Source organism: Vibrio pacinii DSM 19139, from assembly GCF_000711795.1.
GTDB lineage: Bacteria > Pseudomonadota > Gammaproteobacteria > Enterobacterales > Vibrionaceae > Vibrio > Vibrio pacinii.
In genome coordinates, this window is record NZ_JONH01000001.1 from 135,647 (window position 1) to 152,768 (window position 17,122).

Below are 17,122 nucleotides of genomic sequence, written 5' to 3' on the forward strand. Positions count from 1 at the left end.
CTTAATTAGCTATGACTGAGATGATTAAAAGCGTAACCACACTGACCACTTTGAACATCAAAGTAATAGAGATCAGCTTGGCTGACTGAGTGCATATCTCGAAACCACTGCCACAACTTAGCAACTGCATTCAAGTCACGATAAACATGATCACACGCCTCCCAGATCTCATTCAGTTCGGGAGCAAACTCAGTTATTTTTTTACACCAAGCTTCCCAAGCGACAAAGAAACTGGGTGTGATCATGGTAAACTCAGCCAACGCCTTTAATTCATCAAGATATGGCTGCCAAATTTCTAATGACAATCGATATGAATTAGCCATTTCTTGATGATTCACTTCGAGCATTTTAAGTTGCTCTTTAACACTTGTTTGCTGAGATTTGATCAGCTGTAGTTGCTGCTCGATATAAATTGAACTCGTTTGAGCTTGTTGACTGGCTAATTTAGTCCAATACTCTTTTTGAATCTGAAGTTGGCTGTTTAATTGCCCCATTTCAGCAACTCTGGAGAGCACATCCTGATCGGTTTGGCGCTTGAGCCACTCGGTTATCGCCCCACATAGGCACACCGCCAACGATTTTGGCGTTGCTAAATTATAGCGATAGCCAATATGTTGATTAATGTACGTCAGCCGCTGTTGATTATTTTCAAAAACTTGGTTTGAGCTAAGTCTTGACCCCACTTCTAAAAACAATCGCATCGCAAAACGGTCTAGCGGAGTGTCTAACATTTGATAGGTCTTTACGACCTGAGCCGAACATAAACTATCAACCACGTCTCTATCTAAAAGCCTCTGCAACAAAGACAGTTGCTCGTGACTGAGCACACCCTCACTTAAAAGCTGACGGTGGCTGACATTGACAACATTTTTATGTGGCGTTTGCCTAGAGGATCTATCGTGGCGGACACCACTATGCAAAACCGTAACCTTTCGCTTGATCACCTCGTTATCTGAAAAAAGCGAACGGCGTCGCCAATGCTGCTTTTTCATCTCGTCTCGTTCTCCTCCCCCCTTCGAACACTACGGAACGTAAGAGGTGACATTAGTCGTGGGTATTGGTCTCTAATTTGATGATCATATATTGAGTTACATCGGTATACTTATAATAAAAGTCACAAAGTATTAGCTTTTAGTCACTTATTTAGCAATAACAACCCGTTCATCCCCCGAACGGACTTTACTTGGCGTAGTACCAAAACGACGACGATAACTCTGAGTAAAATAAGATTGGCTTGAAAAACCAGCCTCCATTGCGATATCAACGATGCTCATATTACTCGTCAACAACAACTTGTGTGCATACAATAAACGACGTTCACTGATCCATGCGCGTGGAGGCATGCCATAATGTTCATTGAAGAGTTCTTTGAATGTAGTGAGACTGGCACCAAACTCATGGGCATAATCATTCAACTTCCATTCCTCTAAATAGTACGTTTCCATAAAGCGTCGCAGTCTCAGTGAGGTTCGACTGGTTAATTGAGAAAGTAAAGAATAAAGTCGCTCTCCGCCTGGACTGTGTAAAAGAAGGATCAACATTTCTTCGTATTTTAAACGCATGATCGCATCAGGATAAGACTGCTCTTCCAATGCTTGCATCCCTGACAGAACTTGCTCAAGCAGTATATTTAAATCAAAAGTAAACAAACCTGAAACCACTTTATCGGCTGTCGCCAAAGTCATCAGCAGATCACTGTGCTTTTGTAGTAATTGACTCACCAATTCATTCCCAAACTCGATGATTATCGAGTTGAATTTACGACCAAATGCCGAATATTCAAACAAGTAATCACCTTGTGACAGAAAAATCCCGCTGCCAGCCAGAACATTGACTGTGCACTCACCAGTTTGAACTTTTAATTGTCCATTAAGCACCACAACAACCTGAGAATGATCTGAGTTCAATACCTCATCCTCTCGATAATAGGTTGAAAGCTTACGCATTTTGCCAAAACCAGAATTGGCTTTATCTGTATTTCGTTCTTCTGACACACTCATCTTCTGACCTTCACCATACTCACTTACCCCGTATTTTCAAAACGGGAGGCATAATGCAATATCGAGAGCTATCGCTGCCAACATTTAAAATATTATTGTAATTTAAGAGAAGAGCACAGGAACTTGAAAACGAACTACACTCTATTTTAGAAAATAGACGACTTTAGAACAATTAATTAGTATCTAAAATAAAAATCTACAGATGTAATTTTATTCTGACAAAAGAAAACTGAATCTTTAGAGGCTAACTTCAAATAACTTATAACACAACTTTACAAGTCCGAAGAATGAATATATGACAAGATAAGTTAATCACAGTGTTTAATTTATAATTCTTCAGTGTTGTATTACATTGGCTTGTAGGTGTATAGCATGATTTTTTACTGCGTTAGATTTGTAAAGCACATACTTTATAAATAACATACCGTGATTAATACGGATAAATAATATAGAACTAATTTGTATTTGTTCTAACATGACATCATCACCCTTCCAAGTTCTAAATAAAAATTAGATCCGACTGATGTATAAAAAATATCTTCTAATTGTTATAAACATCACGCTTACAATCACATATGCTCGACTGATACTTCCACAGTAAGGAACCTGCATATGTCAGCACGCCATAAAATAGATGAGGTGTTAAATCGGTTTGCTCATCAAATAGGCTTGCCTGAACTATCACTAGTGAATAATGAGTTAAGCTTAGTGTTCGATGATATCCTTCGAGTTCATATCATCTTTCACTCAGAAATTAATGCAGTACAACTAGAGTCGGAAGTTGTAGATTTAAAAGCAATCAACAGTGATTTATGTCGTTCACTATTGGCATTTAACAATCACTGGTCCGATTTTGGCGTTTTTTTTGGTTTGGATAACCATCGAGAAGTTTTATGTTTACATAAAATACTCAACATCGAGACCTTTGACTACACGTGTTTTGAGTCCTCACTGGCAGAACTCATATCGCAAAGTGAATCATGGATGTCACTGCTCACCGCTTTTGAAAATAACGAGCAAGGTATTTCTGAACCTAACCATGAAGACCTGAAAGTATAGTATGGGATGACTATGTCAAACGATATTCAAATCACGAAAAACAACTTCAATACCCATGACTTTAACCAAATCAAACACACTAACCTCGCCCCGACGAAAAAGTTTCACGGTCAGGTTGTTGCTATTATTGATCCTACTATCCACCAAAATGATAAGCGGCAAGCCAAACTTTCTTTGGACCAACAATTAACGCAACTGAGTGATCTCCAGCATTGTAATCTAGTTATGTCTAACGACAGGGTCCAGCAAATTATAGAGACACTTTATCAACGAAAAGTACAAATCATCGAATGATTTTGATCTGCTGTAGACTTGCTTGGAAACATGTCAGTGCTCAGCCGTTACTTTATATTTTTCTCCTGCCGCTCATTTCGCAAAAACTCACCACACAAAGAAATTTATTAAATAAAATCAGAGTCTTAAACTCTATTACATCCCTCTACTTACAGGAGGGCAATATTGAGAGATTAATCACTAATAACAATGTCAACTCGTGAAACTATTGCTTAGATTGATTAAATCAGCGATCAACCCCTCAGATATAAACATTTTAACCATACAAAAATCATGGTTATGAGCAAGATCAACCATTATGTACCACTAAAGGAGTAGATTGCGACAGAGCACAAAAAACATCAAAGGTTGGTGCACATTATGTCAATTAGAAAACGTTATATCGCACTAATTACCGTAATAGGTATCACTATAGGGTGGCTGACCCTTGGAGGCACAGCCGCAGTTATGCACTACACGTCAAGCACCGAGTTCTGCCTCTCATGCCACACTATGCAAATCCCCTATGAGGAGTATCAAGGCTCGATTCACTTTACCAATGCCAAAGGCATACGAGCCGAATGTGCTGATTGTCATATCCCATCAGACCCTATCGATTATGTCGTGACAAAAATTCGTGCGTCTAAAGACATCTATCATGAGTTTATTACTGGCAAGATTGATAGCGAAGAAAAATATGAAGAACACCGTATTGCCATGGCTGAAACCGTCTGGGCGCAATTGAGGGCCAACGATTCAGCAACTTGTCGTTCTTGTCATACTCATGAAGCAATGGACACTTACGAGCAGTCAGATGACGCAGTCAAAATGCATCAGTACGGACTAGACAACAAGCAAACTTGTATTGACTGTCATAAAGGTGTTGCCCACTTTGCTCCCGAACCTGAAATGGACAGTGCCGCCTTCGACAACTTGATGGCATTCACTGAGCAAACCGATCCACAAGCCAAGCAAGTTTATCCGGTCGAGTTCGTCCAATTGGGTGATCTTGCCACTGTTAGCCCAACAACTGAACTAATGGTGTTAGCCTCCCAAGGAGACAACGCCCGTCAAGTTCAGCTTGATGGCTATCAAATGAAAGGCGCAGAGCAAGTGCTTTATTTTGGTGAAGGGCAACGCGCGATTATCGCCACCTTAACCGAGCAAGGCCAAGCCGCCTTACAAGTAGGAAATTACATACAAGACGAATACGGTAACGAATGGCGTTCAGCCAGCTTAGTTGGCGAAATTGACTCACCGGTTCTTTCAAGCCAAAAACCGTTATGGGAATACGCTGAGCAACTCGACACGGTCTACTGCTCAACCTGCCATTCCAAAATTCCCGCAGGGCACTTTACTGTCAACGCATGGGGCCCTGTTGCGAAGGGAATGGGCGAACGCACTGATATCTCAGATTACGACCTAGAAGTGCTGACCAAATTCTTCCAATACCACGCCAAAGATGTGGTAGGCCACTAAGAGACAAAAGGATACGATTATGACCGAAATTACACGTCGCGGTTTTCTCAAAGGAACTGGCATGGCTGCGGGCGCCGCAGCGATTACCTCTCTCGCTCCTTTAAGTACGGCCGCATCAAATAAGCGTGGTTCAGGCGTATTAACGGCTAGCCGCATGGGGCCTTTACTTTGCGAGGTGAAAGAGGGAAAACTGGTTTCAACCACCAATGCCCTTGCACAAACAGTAGTAAACAGCCTGCAATCAACAGGACCAGATCAAGTCTATACCAAAGCCCGAATCAAATACCCGATGGTACGCAAAGGCTACTTAGATGATCCCAACCAACCGAAAGGCGAGCGCGGCCAAGATGACTACGTCCGCGTTTCTTGGGATGAGGCTTATAAACTGATCCATGAACAACACATGCGCATTCGTCAGCAGTATGGCGCTGAGTCTGTTTTTGCCGGTTCCTATGGTTGGCGTTCAAGTGGGGTGCTGCATAAAGCTCAAACACTACTACAACGTTATATGAGTATGGCAGGCGGTTACTCTGGTCACTTAGGCGATTATTCAACGGGTGCTGCGCAGGTAATTATGCCGCATGTAATGGGCTCGATAGAGGTGTATGAACAGCAAACTACTCACCCAGTCGTCATGGAAAATTCCGAGGTGGTTGTTCTGTGGGGGATGAATCCTCTCAATACATTAAAAATTGCATGGAGTTCAAGTGACTGCTCTGGCCTAGAGTTTTTCCATCAACTAAAAAAATCGGGCAAAACCGTCATTGCGATCGATCCGATGCGCTCAGAAACCATCGAATTCTTTGACGGCAAAATTGAGTGGATTGCACCTAACCCAATGACCGATGTTGCCTTGATGATGGGTATTGCTCACTCATTGATAACAACAGGCAAACACGACAAAGCATTCTTGGATAAATACACCGCAGGTTACCCAGAATTTGAAGCCTACCTACTTGGTAAAGAAGATGGTGTCGAGAAAACACCACAATGGGCCGAAAAAATTAGCGGCGTTCCAGCCAAAAAAATTGAAATGCTCGCAGATATCTTCAGCCAAAATCGCACCATGCTAATGGCTGGTTGGGGGTTGCAGCGCCAACAATATGGTGAACAACGTCACTGGATGTTGGTCACTCTGGCCTCAATGTTAGGACAAATCGGGCTACCTGGCGGCGGGTTTGGCTTCTCTTACCATTACTCTAACGGTGGTAACCCGACCCGAGACGCAGGGGTACTCCCGGCGATTTCAGCGACTATCGGTGGCGGCTCTTCGGCTGGTAACGATTGGGCCGTTTCTGGCGCAGTTAATAGTTTCCCAGTCGCCCGTATCGTCGAAGCGCTTGAAAACCCAGGTAAGGCTTATCTCCATAACGGCAAAGAGTTGTCATTCCCTGACATTAAAATGATTTGGTGGGCAGGTGGTGGTAACTTTACTCATCACCAAGATACTAATCGCCTGATCAAAGCATGGCAAAAACCTGAATTAGTCGTGATTTCTGAAATTTATTGGACCGCAGCGGCAAAACACGCCGATATTGTTTTGCCCATCACCACATCGTTTGAACGCAACGACATGACCATGACAGGCGACTATAGTAATCAACACTTAGTACCAATGAAGAAAGTCGTCGAACCTCAAGGTGAAGCACGCAATGATTTCGACGTCTTTGCCGATATGGCGGAATTGATCAAACCCGGTGGTCATTATGTGTTTACCGAGGGTAAGGACGAAATGGATTGGATTAAAGAATTCTATGAAACGGCGCAAAAAGGAGCGCGAGCAGCAAGAATTCGCATGCCAAAATTCGGCCAATTCTGGGATGAAAATCAACTGATTGAAATGAAGTTCAACAAGAAGGCGGCCGAGTTTGTTCGCCATGCTGATTTTAGAAAAGATCCAGTCATGAACCCACTTGGCACGCCAAGCGGAAAAATCGAGATTTACTCGCGAACTATCGAGAGCTATAAACTTGATGACTGCCCTGCTCACCCGACTTGGATGGAACCAACCGAATATTCTGGTAGCGCCAAAGAGGGCGAACTGCAGCTGATGACGGCTCATGCAGCCCACCGTTTGCACAGTCAATTTAACTACGCCCAACTACGTCAGCAATACGCCATTGCAGACCGTGAGCCAATTACCATTAATACTCAAGACGCCGCCGCCCGAGGTATCAAGAACGGTGACTTAGTCCGCGCCTACAATGATCGAGGACAAGTACTGGTTGGCGCTCTGGTCACTGACGGCATTAAACCTGGTTCGGTCTGTATTCATGAAGGCGGCTGGCCTGATCTCGATGCCAAAACGGGCTTGTGTAAAAATGGCGGTGCGAATGTCCTAACGCTCGACATTCCTACCTCGCGACTCGCTAACGGGTGTGCAGCAAACTCGGCGTTAGTCCGGATTGAAAAATATACAGGTCCGGCACTTGAGCTGACGGCGTTTGTCCCACCGAAAAGCGCGTAAACAAACACTTATAAATCCGATAAACTAGAGCACTCGCTCCAATGCCGTTCACTTAAAGTGAGCGGCATTGTGTTTTCTAGTATATCGGCTTGGCTTTTTCTAACAGCGACCTTTTTTTGCTTGCCCTGGTGGACAGAATTTTTCGCGTTGTTGTGTCTCTTTGTCACTATTATATTTTACTTCAAGATCACGATACTCACCTTCAACGTTGGTAATCTGACATCCCGATAAAGCGGCTGTGATGACTAACGCCAATCCAATACTCTTCATGTTTAACTCCGTGTTTTTTCGCAGACTTTAGCGTGATCAATCGTTACTATGTCATTGATAAGTTAACTTCTGTTTGCAACAGGTTAACTGGTTTTATTTGAGGGAGAACATCACATTGACACAAGAAAAGTTTGACGACATTTACCAACGCGCAGTGGATCGAAAAGGGGGCGTCACCCAGTTAGAGTCTTTATTATCTTCACCACTTAGCCACGAACAACTGCAGCGTATCCCTAATGACCGCTGGCTATCAGCGTTCAGTATGAAGGTGTTTCAAAGTGGAATATCATGGCAAGTGGTGAGAAATAAGTGGCCAAATTTTGAAGAGATCTTCTTCGGTTTTAAAATAGAACCCTTGTTGATGCTTTCAGATGAACAGTGGGATAACAAAGCTGCCGATAAACGAATTATTCGCCACCACAGTAAAGTTCAGTCTATCCGTGCTAATGCTCAAATGATGCATGAATGTTCACTCAACCATGGCTCGTTCGCTAACATGGTGGCGCAGTGGCCAAAGGATGATATTACTGGATTGTGGCTCTATCTGAAAAAACACGGCCAACGTTTAGGTGGTAATACGGGGCCATACAGTTTGCGTCAAATGGGTGTTGACACCTTTATTTTATCTGGTGATGTAGAAAGTTATCTGCGTAACACAGGGCTTATTGAAGGAGGGAGAGATACCCTGCGCTCGCTCACAGCGGCAACTCAAGCTTTTTTACAATGGCAACAACAAAGTGGACGAAGTTTCACCCATATTAGCCAAGTGATTGCTTACAGTACAGGTGACAACCGAGTGATCTAAGTAACCGAGAGATCTAAGCGTAGAGGCATCAATGGTCATGGTGTGTCGCAGGCAATGATTACGTTATTTATTGTCAAATCGCAAATATGAGCTAGGTTTTATATTGAATCATGTTTGCGAACACATATTGCCGACACATTAAAGGAGCCTGTAATGTTTCTAACACGACTCGTGTATGCCAGCACCATTGAACAAGGGTTTGATTTATCGACCGTCGAAGAAATTATTAGCTCGGCACGCAAACATAACAGTGCACTCGATGTGACTGGGATGCTGTGTTTCGATCGGCACTATTTTCTACAGTGTTTGGAAGGATCACGAACCAATGTCAATGCTGTCTATCAACGTATTTTGAATGATAAACGCCACTCAAGCATTATTATGCTCGACTACCGTGAGGTAAGCGCGCGTGATTTTAGCCACTGGTCGATGGGTTACATTCCCTCTTCTAGCCTCACAGCGCCACTTTACTTGCGCTATTCAGGCGCTAGTGAATTCAACCCATACCACATGTCTGGTGAGAGTGCTTATCAATTACTGCTTGATCTCAAAAATGCCTTGCCGACGATCAGTTAGTGTTACTTAATGCTACTTAGCACTTTTTCACATAACCTTTTCAAGGTGATCAGTTCATCAAGCTCAAGATGAAACTTACATTTCATCTGCTCTGGAACTTGTATCGCTTGTTGTTTTAATGCCAAGCCTGATGGGGTGAGTTTAAGCACACGTACGCGTTCGTCATGTTCGCTACGCCCACGTCCCACATACCCTTTTAACTCCAGTCGTTTTAATAATGGCGTCAACGTACCTGAATCTAGATGCAAACGATGACCCACATCTTTAACACTGATGCCATCATTTTCCCACAGCACCATCATGACGAGATATTGAGAATACGTTAGATCGAGCTTATCAAGTAACGGGCGATAACTACGAATCACTGCGTTAGATGCACTGTATAACGGAAAACAGACTTGATTGTCTAACAGCAATAACTCTTCGGCCGCTAAAATACGTTGTGACTTGCAATGAGACATAGACGTTCACTCATAAAAATAAATTGCGCACAATATACTTGCATTTCAACTAAGATTCGATCTAATATTGCAAACAATTAGATTGTACACAACCTAAATTTAAGGAACATAACATGAAAACACTCTACAAAACGCAAGCAACTGCACTCGCTGGCCGTAATGGGCAAGTAAAAACAGACGATGGCCTACTAGATGTGGCACTCACTTACCCGAAAGAAATGGGTGGAAGTGGCGCTGCCACTAACCCAGAGCAGCTGTTTGCTGCTGGTTATTCTGCGTGTTTTTCAAATGCCATTTTACACGTTGCCAACGAAGCCAAAGTGGCACTTAAGCATGCACCAGTTACTGCTGAAGTGGGTATTGGTCCCAATGATCAAGGTGGTTTTGCCTTAACAGTGAGCCTAGCTGCGACTTTAGAGCTTGCGCAAGAACAAGCACTTGAGTTGGTTCGTACTGCCCATCAAGTCTGTCCTTACTCTAACGCTGTTCGTGGTAATATCGATGTGCAAGTCACCGTCAACGGTGAATCAATTTAACTCGCTGACATTACTGAAACGATATGTCAAAGCATCACTAACAACACTGCCGACCATTAGGTCGGCATTGTTTTATCTGCATACATTGTTCTAACAACATATGCATAGTTAACAACACAGTACTTACGCAGAGTAAGCTTTTCTGAGCTTTTTCGCCGCCAACACCATATTGGTTAACGATGCTTCTGTCTCGGCCCAGTTACGCGTTTTCAATCCGCAATCTGGATTGACCCACAATCGCTGTGACGGGATCTTTTCTGCCGCTTTATTGATTAAACCTTCAATCCACTTTTGAGTCGGAATATTCGGCGAATGGATATCATACACACCCGGACCGATTTCGTTCGGATAATTAAACGCTTCAAAAGCTTTCAATAGTTCCATATTTGAACGTGACGTTTCGATGGTAATCACATCCGCATCGAGCGCCGCAACCGAATCAATGATCTCGTTAAACTCTGAATAACACATATGAGTATGAATTTGAGTTTCAGGCTTCGCGCTCGCCGCAGAAATCTTAAACGCATCGACAGCCCACTCTAAATATGCTTTATGCTGTGCTTTTTTAAGTGGTAAGCCCTCACGGATAGCGGGTTCATCAATCTGAATAATATTGATTCCGGCATCTTGAAGATCGGACACTTCATCGCGTAGCGCCAGAGCTAGCTGGGTGGCAATTTCTTTTCGGCTGATATCTTCACGCGGGAAAGTCCAACAAAGAATCGTGACTGGCCCTGTCAACATTCCTTTCATCTGCTTTGAGGTCAATGATTGCGCGTAGGTAGACCACTCGACTGTCATTGGCTGCTCACGTTCGATATCAGCGACAACGATAGCGGGTTTGACGCAACGTGAACCATAACTTTGTACCCAGCCAAACTGAGTTGTCTGGAAGCCAGCGAGATTTTCTGCAAAATACTCGACCATATCGTTACGTTCAGCTTCACCATGAACGAGTACGTCAAGACCTAAGGCTTCTTGGCGTTTTACCGCATCCGAAATATGTCCTTTAAGCGCTTGCTGATACTCCGCCGAAGAGAGCTTTCCGCTACGATAAGCACTGCGTTGAACACGAATCTCACTGGTTTGTGGAAACGAGCCAATGGTCGTGGTTGGGAATAATGGCAAATCTAACACTTCACGTTGATGGGCAGCACGCTCTGGATAAGGTGCGCTACGCTCGGTAAATGCCTGAGTGACACGATTAAGCCGCGCTTGAACCTGAGGTTTGTTAACGTGGGTTGCGCTTTTGCGCGCTTGAATCGGCGTACTATATGTATCGCAAGCCAAAATAGCCGCGTGATCACCATCTAACGCTTTACCCAGTAACGCCACTTCCGTCAATTTTTGCTTAGCAAAAGCAAACCAGCTGTGCACTTCATCACTCAAATTCGCTTCAAGTTCCAAATCAACAGGGCTATGCAGTAGCGAGCACGAACTGGCTATCCATAACCTGTCAGCCAACTTATCTTTGACTGGTTTTAATAAGGCCAGTTGCGCATTTAAATCGGCACGCCAAACATTTCGCCCATTGATCACACCAGCGGACAGAACCCAGTGCTCAGGCAATTTTTCGACCACAGTATCCAATTGCCGAGGCGCGGCAGACACATCAATGTGTAGGCCGTCTACATCCAGCTCGACTATCTTGTCTAAGGTATCAGTTACCGAGTCAAAGTAGGTTGTCAGCAGTACCTTGACGTCACAACGAATCATTTGATAGGCGAGTTTAAATGCCTCTTGCCAAGGCTGCTCCAATTCAAGCGCTAAGATAGGCTCATCAATTTGTACCCACTCGACGCCTTGTTTAGCGAGTTTGGCCAGAATGGCTTGGTAAGCCGTCAACAAACGTGGCAATAGACTCAATCGGTCAAAACCTGGTTCAACTTCTTTACCAAGGTAGAGATAACTGAGCGGCCCAAGGAGTACGGGCTTAACATTATGTCCCGCTTGTACCGCTTCATTCACTTCTTCAAACAACTGTGGCCAGCTGACTTCAAAGCTATCATCGCGGCTAAACTCAGGCACAATGTAGTGATAGTTAGTATTAAACCATTTAGTCATGTCTGAGGCGGCACTGCCACTGCATCCACACTGAGCTTGAGACTGGCCCCTGCCTACTTTAAACAGCGTATCGATATCTGGGAAACCGTCTCGATGACGTTTAGGTACATGGCCAAGCAGTAATGTTGTGGTCAAAACGTGATCGTACCAAGCAAAGTCCCCTGCTGTGACAAAATCGAGACCGGCTTGAGCCTGCTCTTGCCAGTGGTTGTCACGCAACGTTGCTCCGACCGTTTTAAGCTCGGCCTGATCAATTTCGCCACGCCAATATTTCTCTAATGCAAATTTAAGTTGACGCTTTTCGCCAATACGTGGATAGCCAAGAATGTGAGTCGTTGTTGTCATGTTATTTGCCCTTTCGCTGAGATTCGTCAATGTGCCAGAGTACGACATCAATCATTTAATAAAGATGTCTGGATGGCTAAACTATCTCGTTGTTCACCGGATAGAACAAGTTCCAAATATTCAACATGTTTATTAGTATATTTCATGTTGCAGGGCTTCAGGTTCGAATGGCCAACTTAGACGTCTAGATGTTTACACATCCAATAAATCGGAGTAAGTTAATACTATTCAAGCAGAAATCGTCTATATGAAGGGAATTCATGATTGAGCTCAAGCACCTTAAAACCTTAGCAACACTGCGCGATACCGGTTCGCTAACCGCCACCGCCACCACATTGCATCTTACTCAGTCGGCTCTCAGCCACCAGCTTAAAGATCTTGAAGCTCGCATAGGCGGTCAGCTATTTCTGCGTAAAACTCGCCCCGTTAAGTTCACCGCAGAAGGTGAGATATTCCTGAAGCTAGCCGAAGACGTTCTGCCTCGGATTGCCAAAGCAGAAAATGAAGTTGCTAGCTTAAAAGAAGATGTTAATGGCCGACTGCATATGGCAATCGAATGTCACTCTTGTTTTCAGTGGTTAATGCCCGCCTTAAAGGAGTACCAACAGGCTTGGCCTAGCGTGACACTCGACTTCTCATCTGGCTTTGGGTTTGAACCTTTACCCGCACTCGTTTGTGGTGAACTCGACTTAGTCATCACCTCAGATATTCAACCGCGTTCTGAAGTGCATTACGAACCCCTGTTTGATTTTGAGATGCGTCTAGTCACCTCGGTTAGTCATCCTCTTGCTAAGAAAAAGTCGATTCAACCTAGTGATCTGAGCGATCAAACCATGCTCTCATATCCAGTACAGAAAAACCGTCTTGATGTGGTTAAACACTTTTTGCAACCTGCCTCCGTCGACCCTAAACAGTGGAAACAAGCGGATAATACCTTGATGCTGATTCAAATGGTTTCTGCTGGGCTTGGGGTTGCGGCGTTACCGAATTGGGCAATCAGTGAGTTCTCACGCCAAGGTTTGATTACCAGTATTCCGCTTGGCAATGGTTTATGGCGCAGACTATTTGCGGCCACTCGACATTCAGATAAGGATAAGCGCTATCTACAAGCATTCTTCAATACGGCACGTATTCAGTCGCAAGGTCATTTAGATGGAATTAAAACCGTCAAACTAGGATAGAAAAAGGAGGCTGTGCGCCTCCTCATTTGGGTTTACCGTTGATACGACTTAAACTGATTGGTTAATGGGTCGTAGCTGTAACCGAGCAGATCAAGTTTGCCAACAACTTGCTCTACATCCATTTCATAGGTGCTGATCAACTCTTCAAAACTATCACACTCTAAACGCAGCTTCTCATTGACGATACCTAACAGAATACTGCTATCAAAGTTACCCGCATTACTCAGATCCATCCTTGCCTCCTTTTTACGCACTCACTTAGTTAAGCTTAGTAATGGTTGGCAATGTTCGCAGTGAGCAAACTCTAAATTTCTACGCTTACAATAAAAACAGCGCCTGATTGGAAGAAACCGCCAACAACAGGAGCGCTAGCGCACAACCAAGCTGAAGTTTATTCACAGGTTTTGTTGTCAAGAGGTGCCAGCACCATATTACGATTGAGGTAATTAACATTGCTAGGCCAACCAATAAAGGTTCGGTCACTTGAGTTAAGGTTTGTGGATCCATTGTGTAAGCTTGAAGCAAGATGGTTAAGCTCATCAGCATCGCCGCCACGATACCTGTGACTGGTAAAATTCGATGAAAGGCTTGCAAACGGGTTCGCGCAATCGTCAGCAATAAATGTGCAAGCACAGCGCCAAGTAAGAAAATAGCAACCAAGGTATTCAAACTTGCCGCAAGCGATGGTTGATTGCCGATCTCAATTGCGACATAAGCCAATGCAAGGCCGTTAGCTAAATACATAACCCACATCGGGCCTTGTACGCGAGTCTTTTTGGTTTGTACTTGAGAATAAAAATAAGCGATTGCAAATACGATCATCATCGCTTCAATACGTAATGATGACACGGCTAGCCACAAAAGAGCGATGGTAGGCAGCATCTTGTGAATGCGCCCTCTTTGACCAGGGCAGAGATCGCCCTTTACCAAGATCAAAGTTAGAATGAGCTGTGCGCCCAATAACATCGGGGACAGGACGGCGAGTAATTGCTGAATCATAACACTATCGAATTAATGGGATATTAGGACGCGGATCATAGCAGATTCAGACGCGTTAGCCATCTGTGAAATATATTCACCATTGATAGTGCCTCCCCTCAAATCGATGTGTTCTGTGTAGCCGATTTAAGCCATTTGGGTATTATTGGCTAAATAGGCCATCACCGCTTTCTCTCCCACAAAGCCTTTAAAATGTCCGTGTTCATCGATTAAGCACCAGGGAAAAGCGGCATTCTTCATCACAAGCTGGCTGATTTGAGATTTGGCCGTTTGATCGGGAAGCACTGTGATCACAGGCGACATGATTCGGTTAGCGGGCTTATGCCAGTAGCCGCTTTCTTTGTTCGACTCCCAGTCGGTGCCCATTCCTGGGGTGAGATGTAAATTCATGTGATTTCTATCGATATAACCCACACACTCTTTACTCTCAATAACCGGCAAATAGTCGAATTTCCCTGACGATAAGTATTGGTAAATCAAGGATAACGGCTCACCAGGATCGATACGCTGACTAGGCTCAACCAGTTGAATTAGTGTGTCGGCATTCTCCATCGATGCTTGCTGTTCAATAGAGAAACAGCCAATAACATCTTCAAGTTCCTCCAGGGGTAGTGGCTTAGAAAAATAGTAACCTTGGATATAATCAGCCCCCAACTTCGTGAGGATTTCCAATTCGAGTTCCGTTTCCACGCCTTCTGCGATAACCTCTAACCCGAGGTGCTGAGCTAACTGGATCAAAGCCATTGCAATACTGTATTGCCTAGATTGATAAGTAATATCCTGAATAAACGCGCGATCAATTTTCAATATATCAAAGTAACGTTCTTTTAAATAACGAAACGATGCACAACCTGTACCAAAATCATCCACCGCGATGGTAACCCCAGCCCCACGAAGCGCAGACAAGAGTTCTAGATTTTTTTCATCGTTTTGGAAGTAAGCACTTTCTGTAAACTCAAAAGTAATTTGGCTTGGATTGATATGTTGTGTATCAAGCAGCATGGCCGCTCGCTCTAAGATACTAGAGAGGTTGGTGGTCGTTTTGAGTGACCGATTGACCGAGAGCTTTATATGCTCACCAAACCGTTGTTGCAATTGGGGAAGTAACTTTAAAGAATTAAGCAGCACCAGATCATCAAGTTCGACCACTTTATCCAGTTCTTCGACAACCGCGACGAGTTCTTGAGTATTCGTCTCTAAGTCGGCGTTCTCTGGAAAACGACACAAGGCTTCAAATTTATCAATGCGCTGCTTTTTTAAGTCGACAATGGGTTGGAAATAGATCTCGACATTACCATTACGCAGCGCCGTCAGCACATGTTCTTCTAGTTGCTTCTTACGCTCAATCTGACGGTGAATATCACGATCATAAAAATTAATTCGCCTAGCGTGCCCAGAATGTAGTTCGAGTAATGCTTGGTATGCGTGTGATACCAATTGATTTGGCGTGGACGCATCGGCACTCAGTACAGACACACCTGTCACCCCTTCCTTCAACGCTCTAGCCACTGACACTTGGGCATGTTGAAAACTCTGAAGCAGCTTAGTAATCGCACGGCCGATATTGGTTACCACTTGACGGTTGTCTTGATAGGCAAAATCAAGACACAACGCAAAACAGTCATGTCCTAAATAACCACAAGTAAGGACCTCAGTATTATCGCGTAAATAACTGGCAAACTGACGTTTTTTCTCGGGTAAGTTGCCTGAAGTAAAATGAGGCTGAATCGCGAGTACCACTAGGCTTTTGCCCATTTCGGCTTGTTGGCAAAGCTGGGAAAGTTGCTCGATAAACCTATTTTTGTCTGGCAGTTGGGTGAGCAGATCAATACCTCCCGATGCACTATCCTCAAGCCGGCTTAACTCTAGCGACAGATCAGCTGAAAAGCCCAAATAATAAGTTTCACCATTTCCCGGATTGATTTTGTGAATAGTCAAATCTTGTGGGAAGACACTTCCATCAGCACGGCGTGATAACAGCGTACCACTCCAATACCCTTGTTGCTCAACTTGGCTCCAAAGCTGTTGGTAATAAGCGGAGCTATGACGATCTGAATTGAAAACTCGCGTTTTAAGGCCAACGATCTCATTTCTTAAATAACCAGTGAGAACTTCAAAGTAATGATTACAAGCAAGGATACGCGTTTCTGAATCAGTCACGACAATGCCATGATGGTCATTTTCAAACACTGAATAAAAAATTTCCGCCATTTCATGCGAGCTTGATATATTCAGACACGGTGATAGTGTGCCTTTTAGCTCGTGACTACTGACACGTTCGATATAAAGGTCAACATAAAAAAACAACGCGGTTTTTGCCATCAAACAGCAGTGAGTATATTGCGGTTTATCGCTCTCAAGCACGGTTTGGAACACGCGTTTAATAACACTGCGCTGTGTATTAGGTAGTAACTCAAAAAAGCTTTTAGCGCTCAGTCCTTCATCTTGGCGACCAAACAGCATCATAGAAACTTCGCTATCGCAACGTAACGTCTGCGTTTTAAGATCTAGACACCAATCATAAACAGCGAACTTACGCTTCGGTCCGGTTTGCTGACCTTGTCCATCTTCCGTTTTTAATGCACTCATGGACTAACCAACTTATGT

The 17,122-nt window shown here is 43.9% G+C and carries 16 protein-coding genes; 8 read left to right on the forward strand and 8 right to left on the reverse strand.

The window, feature by feature from the left end; genetic code table 11:
* Positions 1–5: 5 nt before the first annotated feature.
* Together BS19_RS00625 and BS19_RS00630 are read right to left on the reverse strand one after the other, a co-directional pair.
* Positions 6–992: a T3SS regulon anti-activator ExsD domain-containing protein gene (locus BS19_RS00625; RefSeq protein WP_038172620.1), complete on the reverse strand. Its 987-nt coding sequence runs from the start codon at positions 990–992 to the stop codon at positions 6–8.
* A gap of 147 nt (positions 993–1,139) precedes the next feature.
* Positions 1,140–1,946 (reverse strand): helix-turn-helix transcriptional regulator, encoded by an 807-nt coding sequence (locus BS19_RS00630; RefSeq protein ID WP_425424999.1) that lies wholly within the window; start codon positions 1,944–1,946, stop codon positions 1,140–1,142.
* Between the two features lie 666 nt (positions 1,947–2,612).
* On the opposite strand from BS19_RS00630, the gene BS19_RS00635 reads away from it, so the two are divergent.
* The 4 genes from BS19_RS00635 (at position 2,613) to BS19_RS00650 (ending at position 7,278) form a co-directional block, all read left to right on the forward strand.
* Positions 2,613–3,059 carry a CesT family type III secretion system chaperone gene (locus BS19_RS00635; protein WP_038172624.1) on the forward strand — a complete coding sequence of 149 codons (447 nt, stop codon included), beginning with the start codon at positions 2,613–2,615 and terminating at the stop codon, positions 3,057–3,059.
* Between the two features lie 12 nt (positions 3,060–3,071).
* Positions 3,072–3,353: a T3SS regulon translocated regulator ExsE2 gene (gene exsE2, locus BS19_RS00640; protein WP_038172626.1), complete on the forward strand. Its 282-nt coding sequence runs from the start codon at positions 3,072–3,074 to the stop codon at positions 3,351–3,353.
* Positions 3,354–3,713: 360 nt separating this feature from the next.
* Positions 3,714–4,811, forward strand: coding sequence for a NapC/NirT family cytochrome c (locus BS19_RS00645; protein ID WP_038172628.1), 1,098 nt, complete (start codon positions 3,714–3,716; stop codon positions 4,809–4,811).
* A gap of 19 nt (positions 4,812–4,830) precedes the next feature.
* A complete protein-coding gene (locus BS19_RS00650; protein ID WP_038172630.1) occupies positions 4,831–7,278 on the forward strand; it encodes a molybdopterin guanine dinucleotide-containing S/N-oxide reductase in 2,448 nt (815 codons plus the stop codon).
* Positions 7,279–7,377: 99 nt separating this feature from the next.
* On the opposite strand, the gene BS19_RS20340 is transcribed toward BS19_RS00650, so the two are convergent.
* Positions 7,378–7,548, reverse strand: a complete 171-nt coding sequence (locus tag BS19_RS20340; RefSeq protein ID WP_169738995.1) for a hypothetical protein — start codon at positions 7,546–7,548, stop codon at positions 7,378–7,380.
* Positions 7,549–7,663: 115 nt separating this feature from the next.
* Here BS19_RS20340 and BS19_RS00655 point away from each other — a divergent pair, with 115 nt between their 5' ends.
* Positions 7,664–8,353: a DNA-3-methyladenine glycosylase I gene (locus BS19_RS00655; RefSeq protein WP_038172631.1), complete on the forward strand. Its 690-nt coding sequence runs from the start codon at positions 7,664–7,666 to the stop codon at positions 8,351–8,353.
* Between the two features lie 153 nt (positions 8,354–8,506).
* Complete coding sequence (locus BS19_RS00660; protein WP_038172633.1) at positions 8,507–8,929, forward strand: BLUF domain-containing protein; 423 nt, start codon at positions 8,507–8,509, stop codon at positions 8,927–8,929.
* Between the two features lie 2 nt (positions 8,930–8,931).
* Here BS19_RS00660 and ohrR read toward each other — a convergent pair whose 3' ends face one another.
* Positions 8,932–9,390, reverse strand: a complete 459-nt coding sequence (ohrR, locus tag BS19_RS00665; RefSeq protein ID WP_038172635.1) for a transcriptional regulator OhrR — start codon at positions 9,388–9,390, stop codon at positions 8,932–8,934.
* A gap of 113 nt (positions 9,391–9,503) precedes the next feature.
* On the opposite strand from ohrR, the gene ohr reads away from it, so the two are divergent.
* Positions 9,504–9,926, forward strand: coding sequence for an organic hydroperoxide reductase Ohr (gene ohr / locus BS19_RS00670; RefSeq protein ID WP_038172636.1), 423 nt, complete (start codon positions 9,504–9,506; stop codon positions 9,924–9,926).
* Positions 9,927–10,049: 123 nt separating this feature from the next.
* Here ohr and metE read toward each other — a convergent pair whose 3' ends face one another.
* Positions 10,050–12,335: a 5-methyltetrahydropteroyltriglutamate--homocysteine S-methyltransferase gene (gene metE, locus BS19_RS00675; RefSeq protein WP_038172638.1), complete on the reverse strand. Its 2,286-nt coding sequence runs from the start codon at positions 12,333–12,335 to the stop codon at positions 10,050–10,052.
* Between the two features lie 260 nt (positions 12,336–12,595).
* On the opposite strand from metE, the gene BS19_RS00680 reads away from it, so the two are divergent.
* The gene (locus BS19_RS00680; protein ID WP_038172640.1) at positions 12,596–13,516 is read left to right on the forward strand and encodes a LysR substrate-binding domain-containing protein; all 921 of its coding nucleotides are present in this window, start codon (positions 12,596–12,598) and stop codon (positions 13,514–13,516) included.
* A gap of 32 nt (positions 13,517–13,548) precedes the next feature.
* Here BS19_RS00680 and BS19_RS00685 read toward each other — a convergent pair whose 3' ends face one another.
* The 3 genes from BS19_RS00685 to BS19_RS00695 form a co-directional block, all read right to left on the reverse strand.
* Positions 13,549–13,749 carry a DUF4250 domain-containing protein gene (locus BS19_RS00685; RefSeq protein ID WP_038172642.1) on the reverse strand — a complete coding sequence of 67 codons (201 nt, stop codon included), beginning with the start codon at positions 13,747–13,749 and terminating at the stop codon, positions 13,549–13,551.
* An 85-nt stretch (positions 13,750–13,834) separates the two neighbouring features.
* The gene (locus BS19_RS00690) at positions 13,835–14,515 is read right to left on the reverse strand and encodes a hypothetical protein (protein WP_038172644.1); all 681 of its coding nucleotides are present in this window, start codon (positions 14,513–14,515) and stop codon (positions 13,835–13,837) included.
* Between the two features lie 126 nt (positions 14,516–14,641).
* Positions 14,642–17,104: an EAL domain-containing protein gene (locus BS19_RS00695; RefSeq protein WP_038172645.1), complete on the reverse strand. Its 2,463-nt coding sequence runs from the start codon at positions 17,102–17,104 to the stop codon at positions 14,642–14,644.
* Between the last annotated feature and the right edge of the window lie 18 nt (positions 17,105–17,122).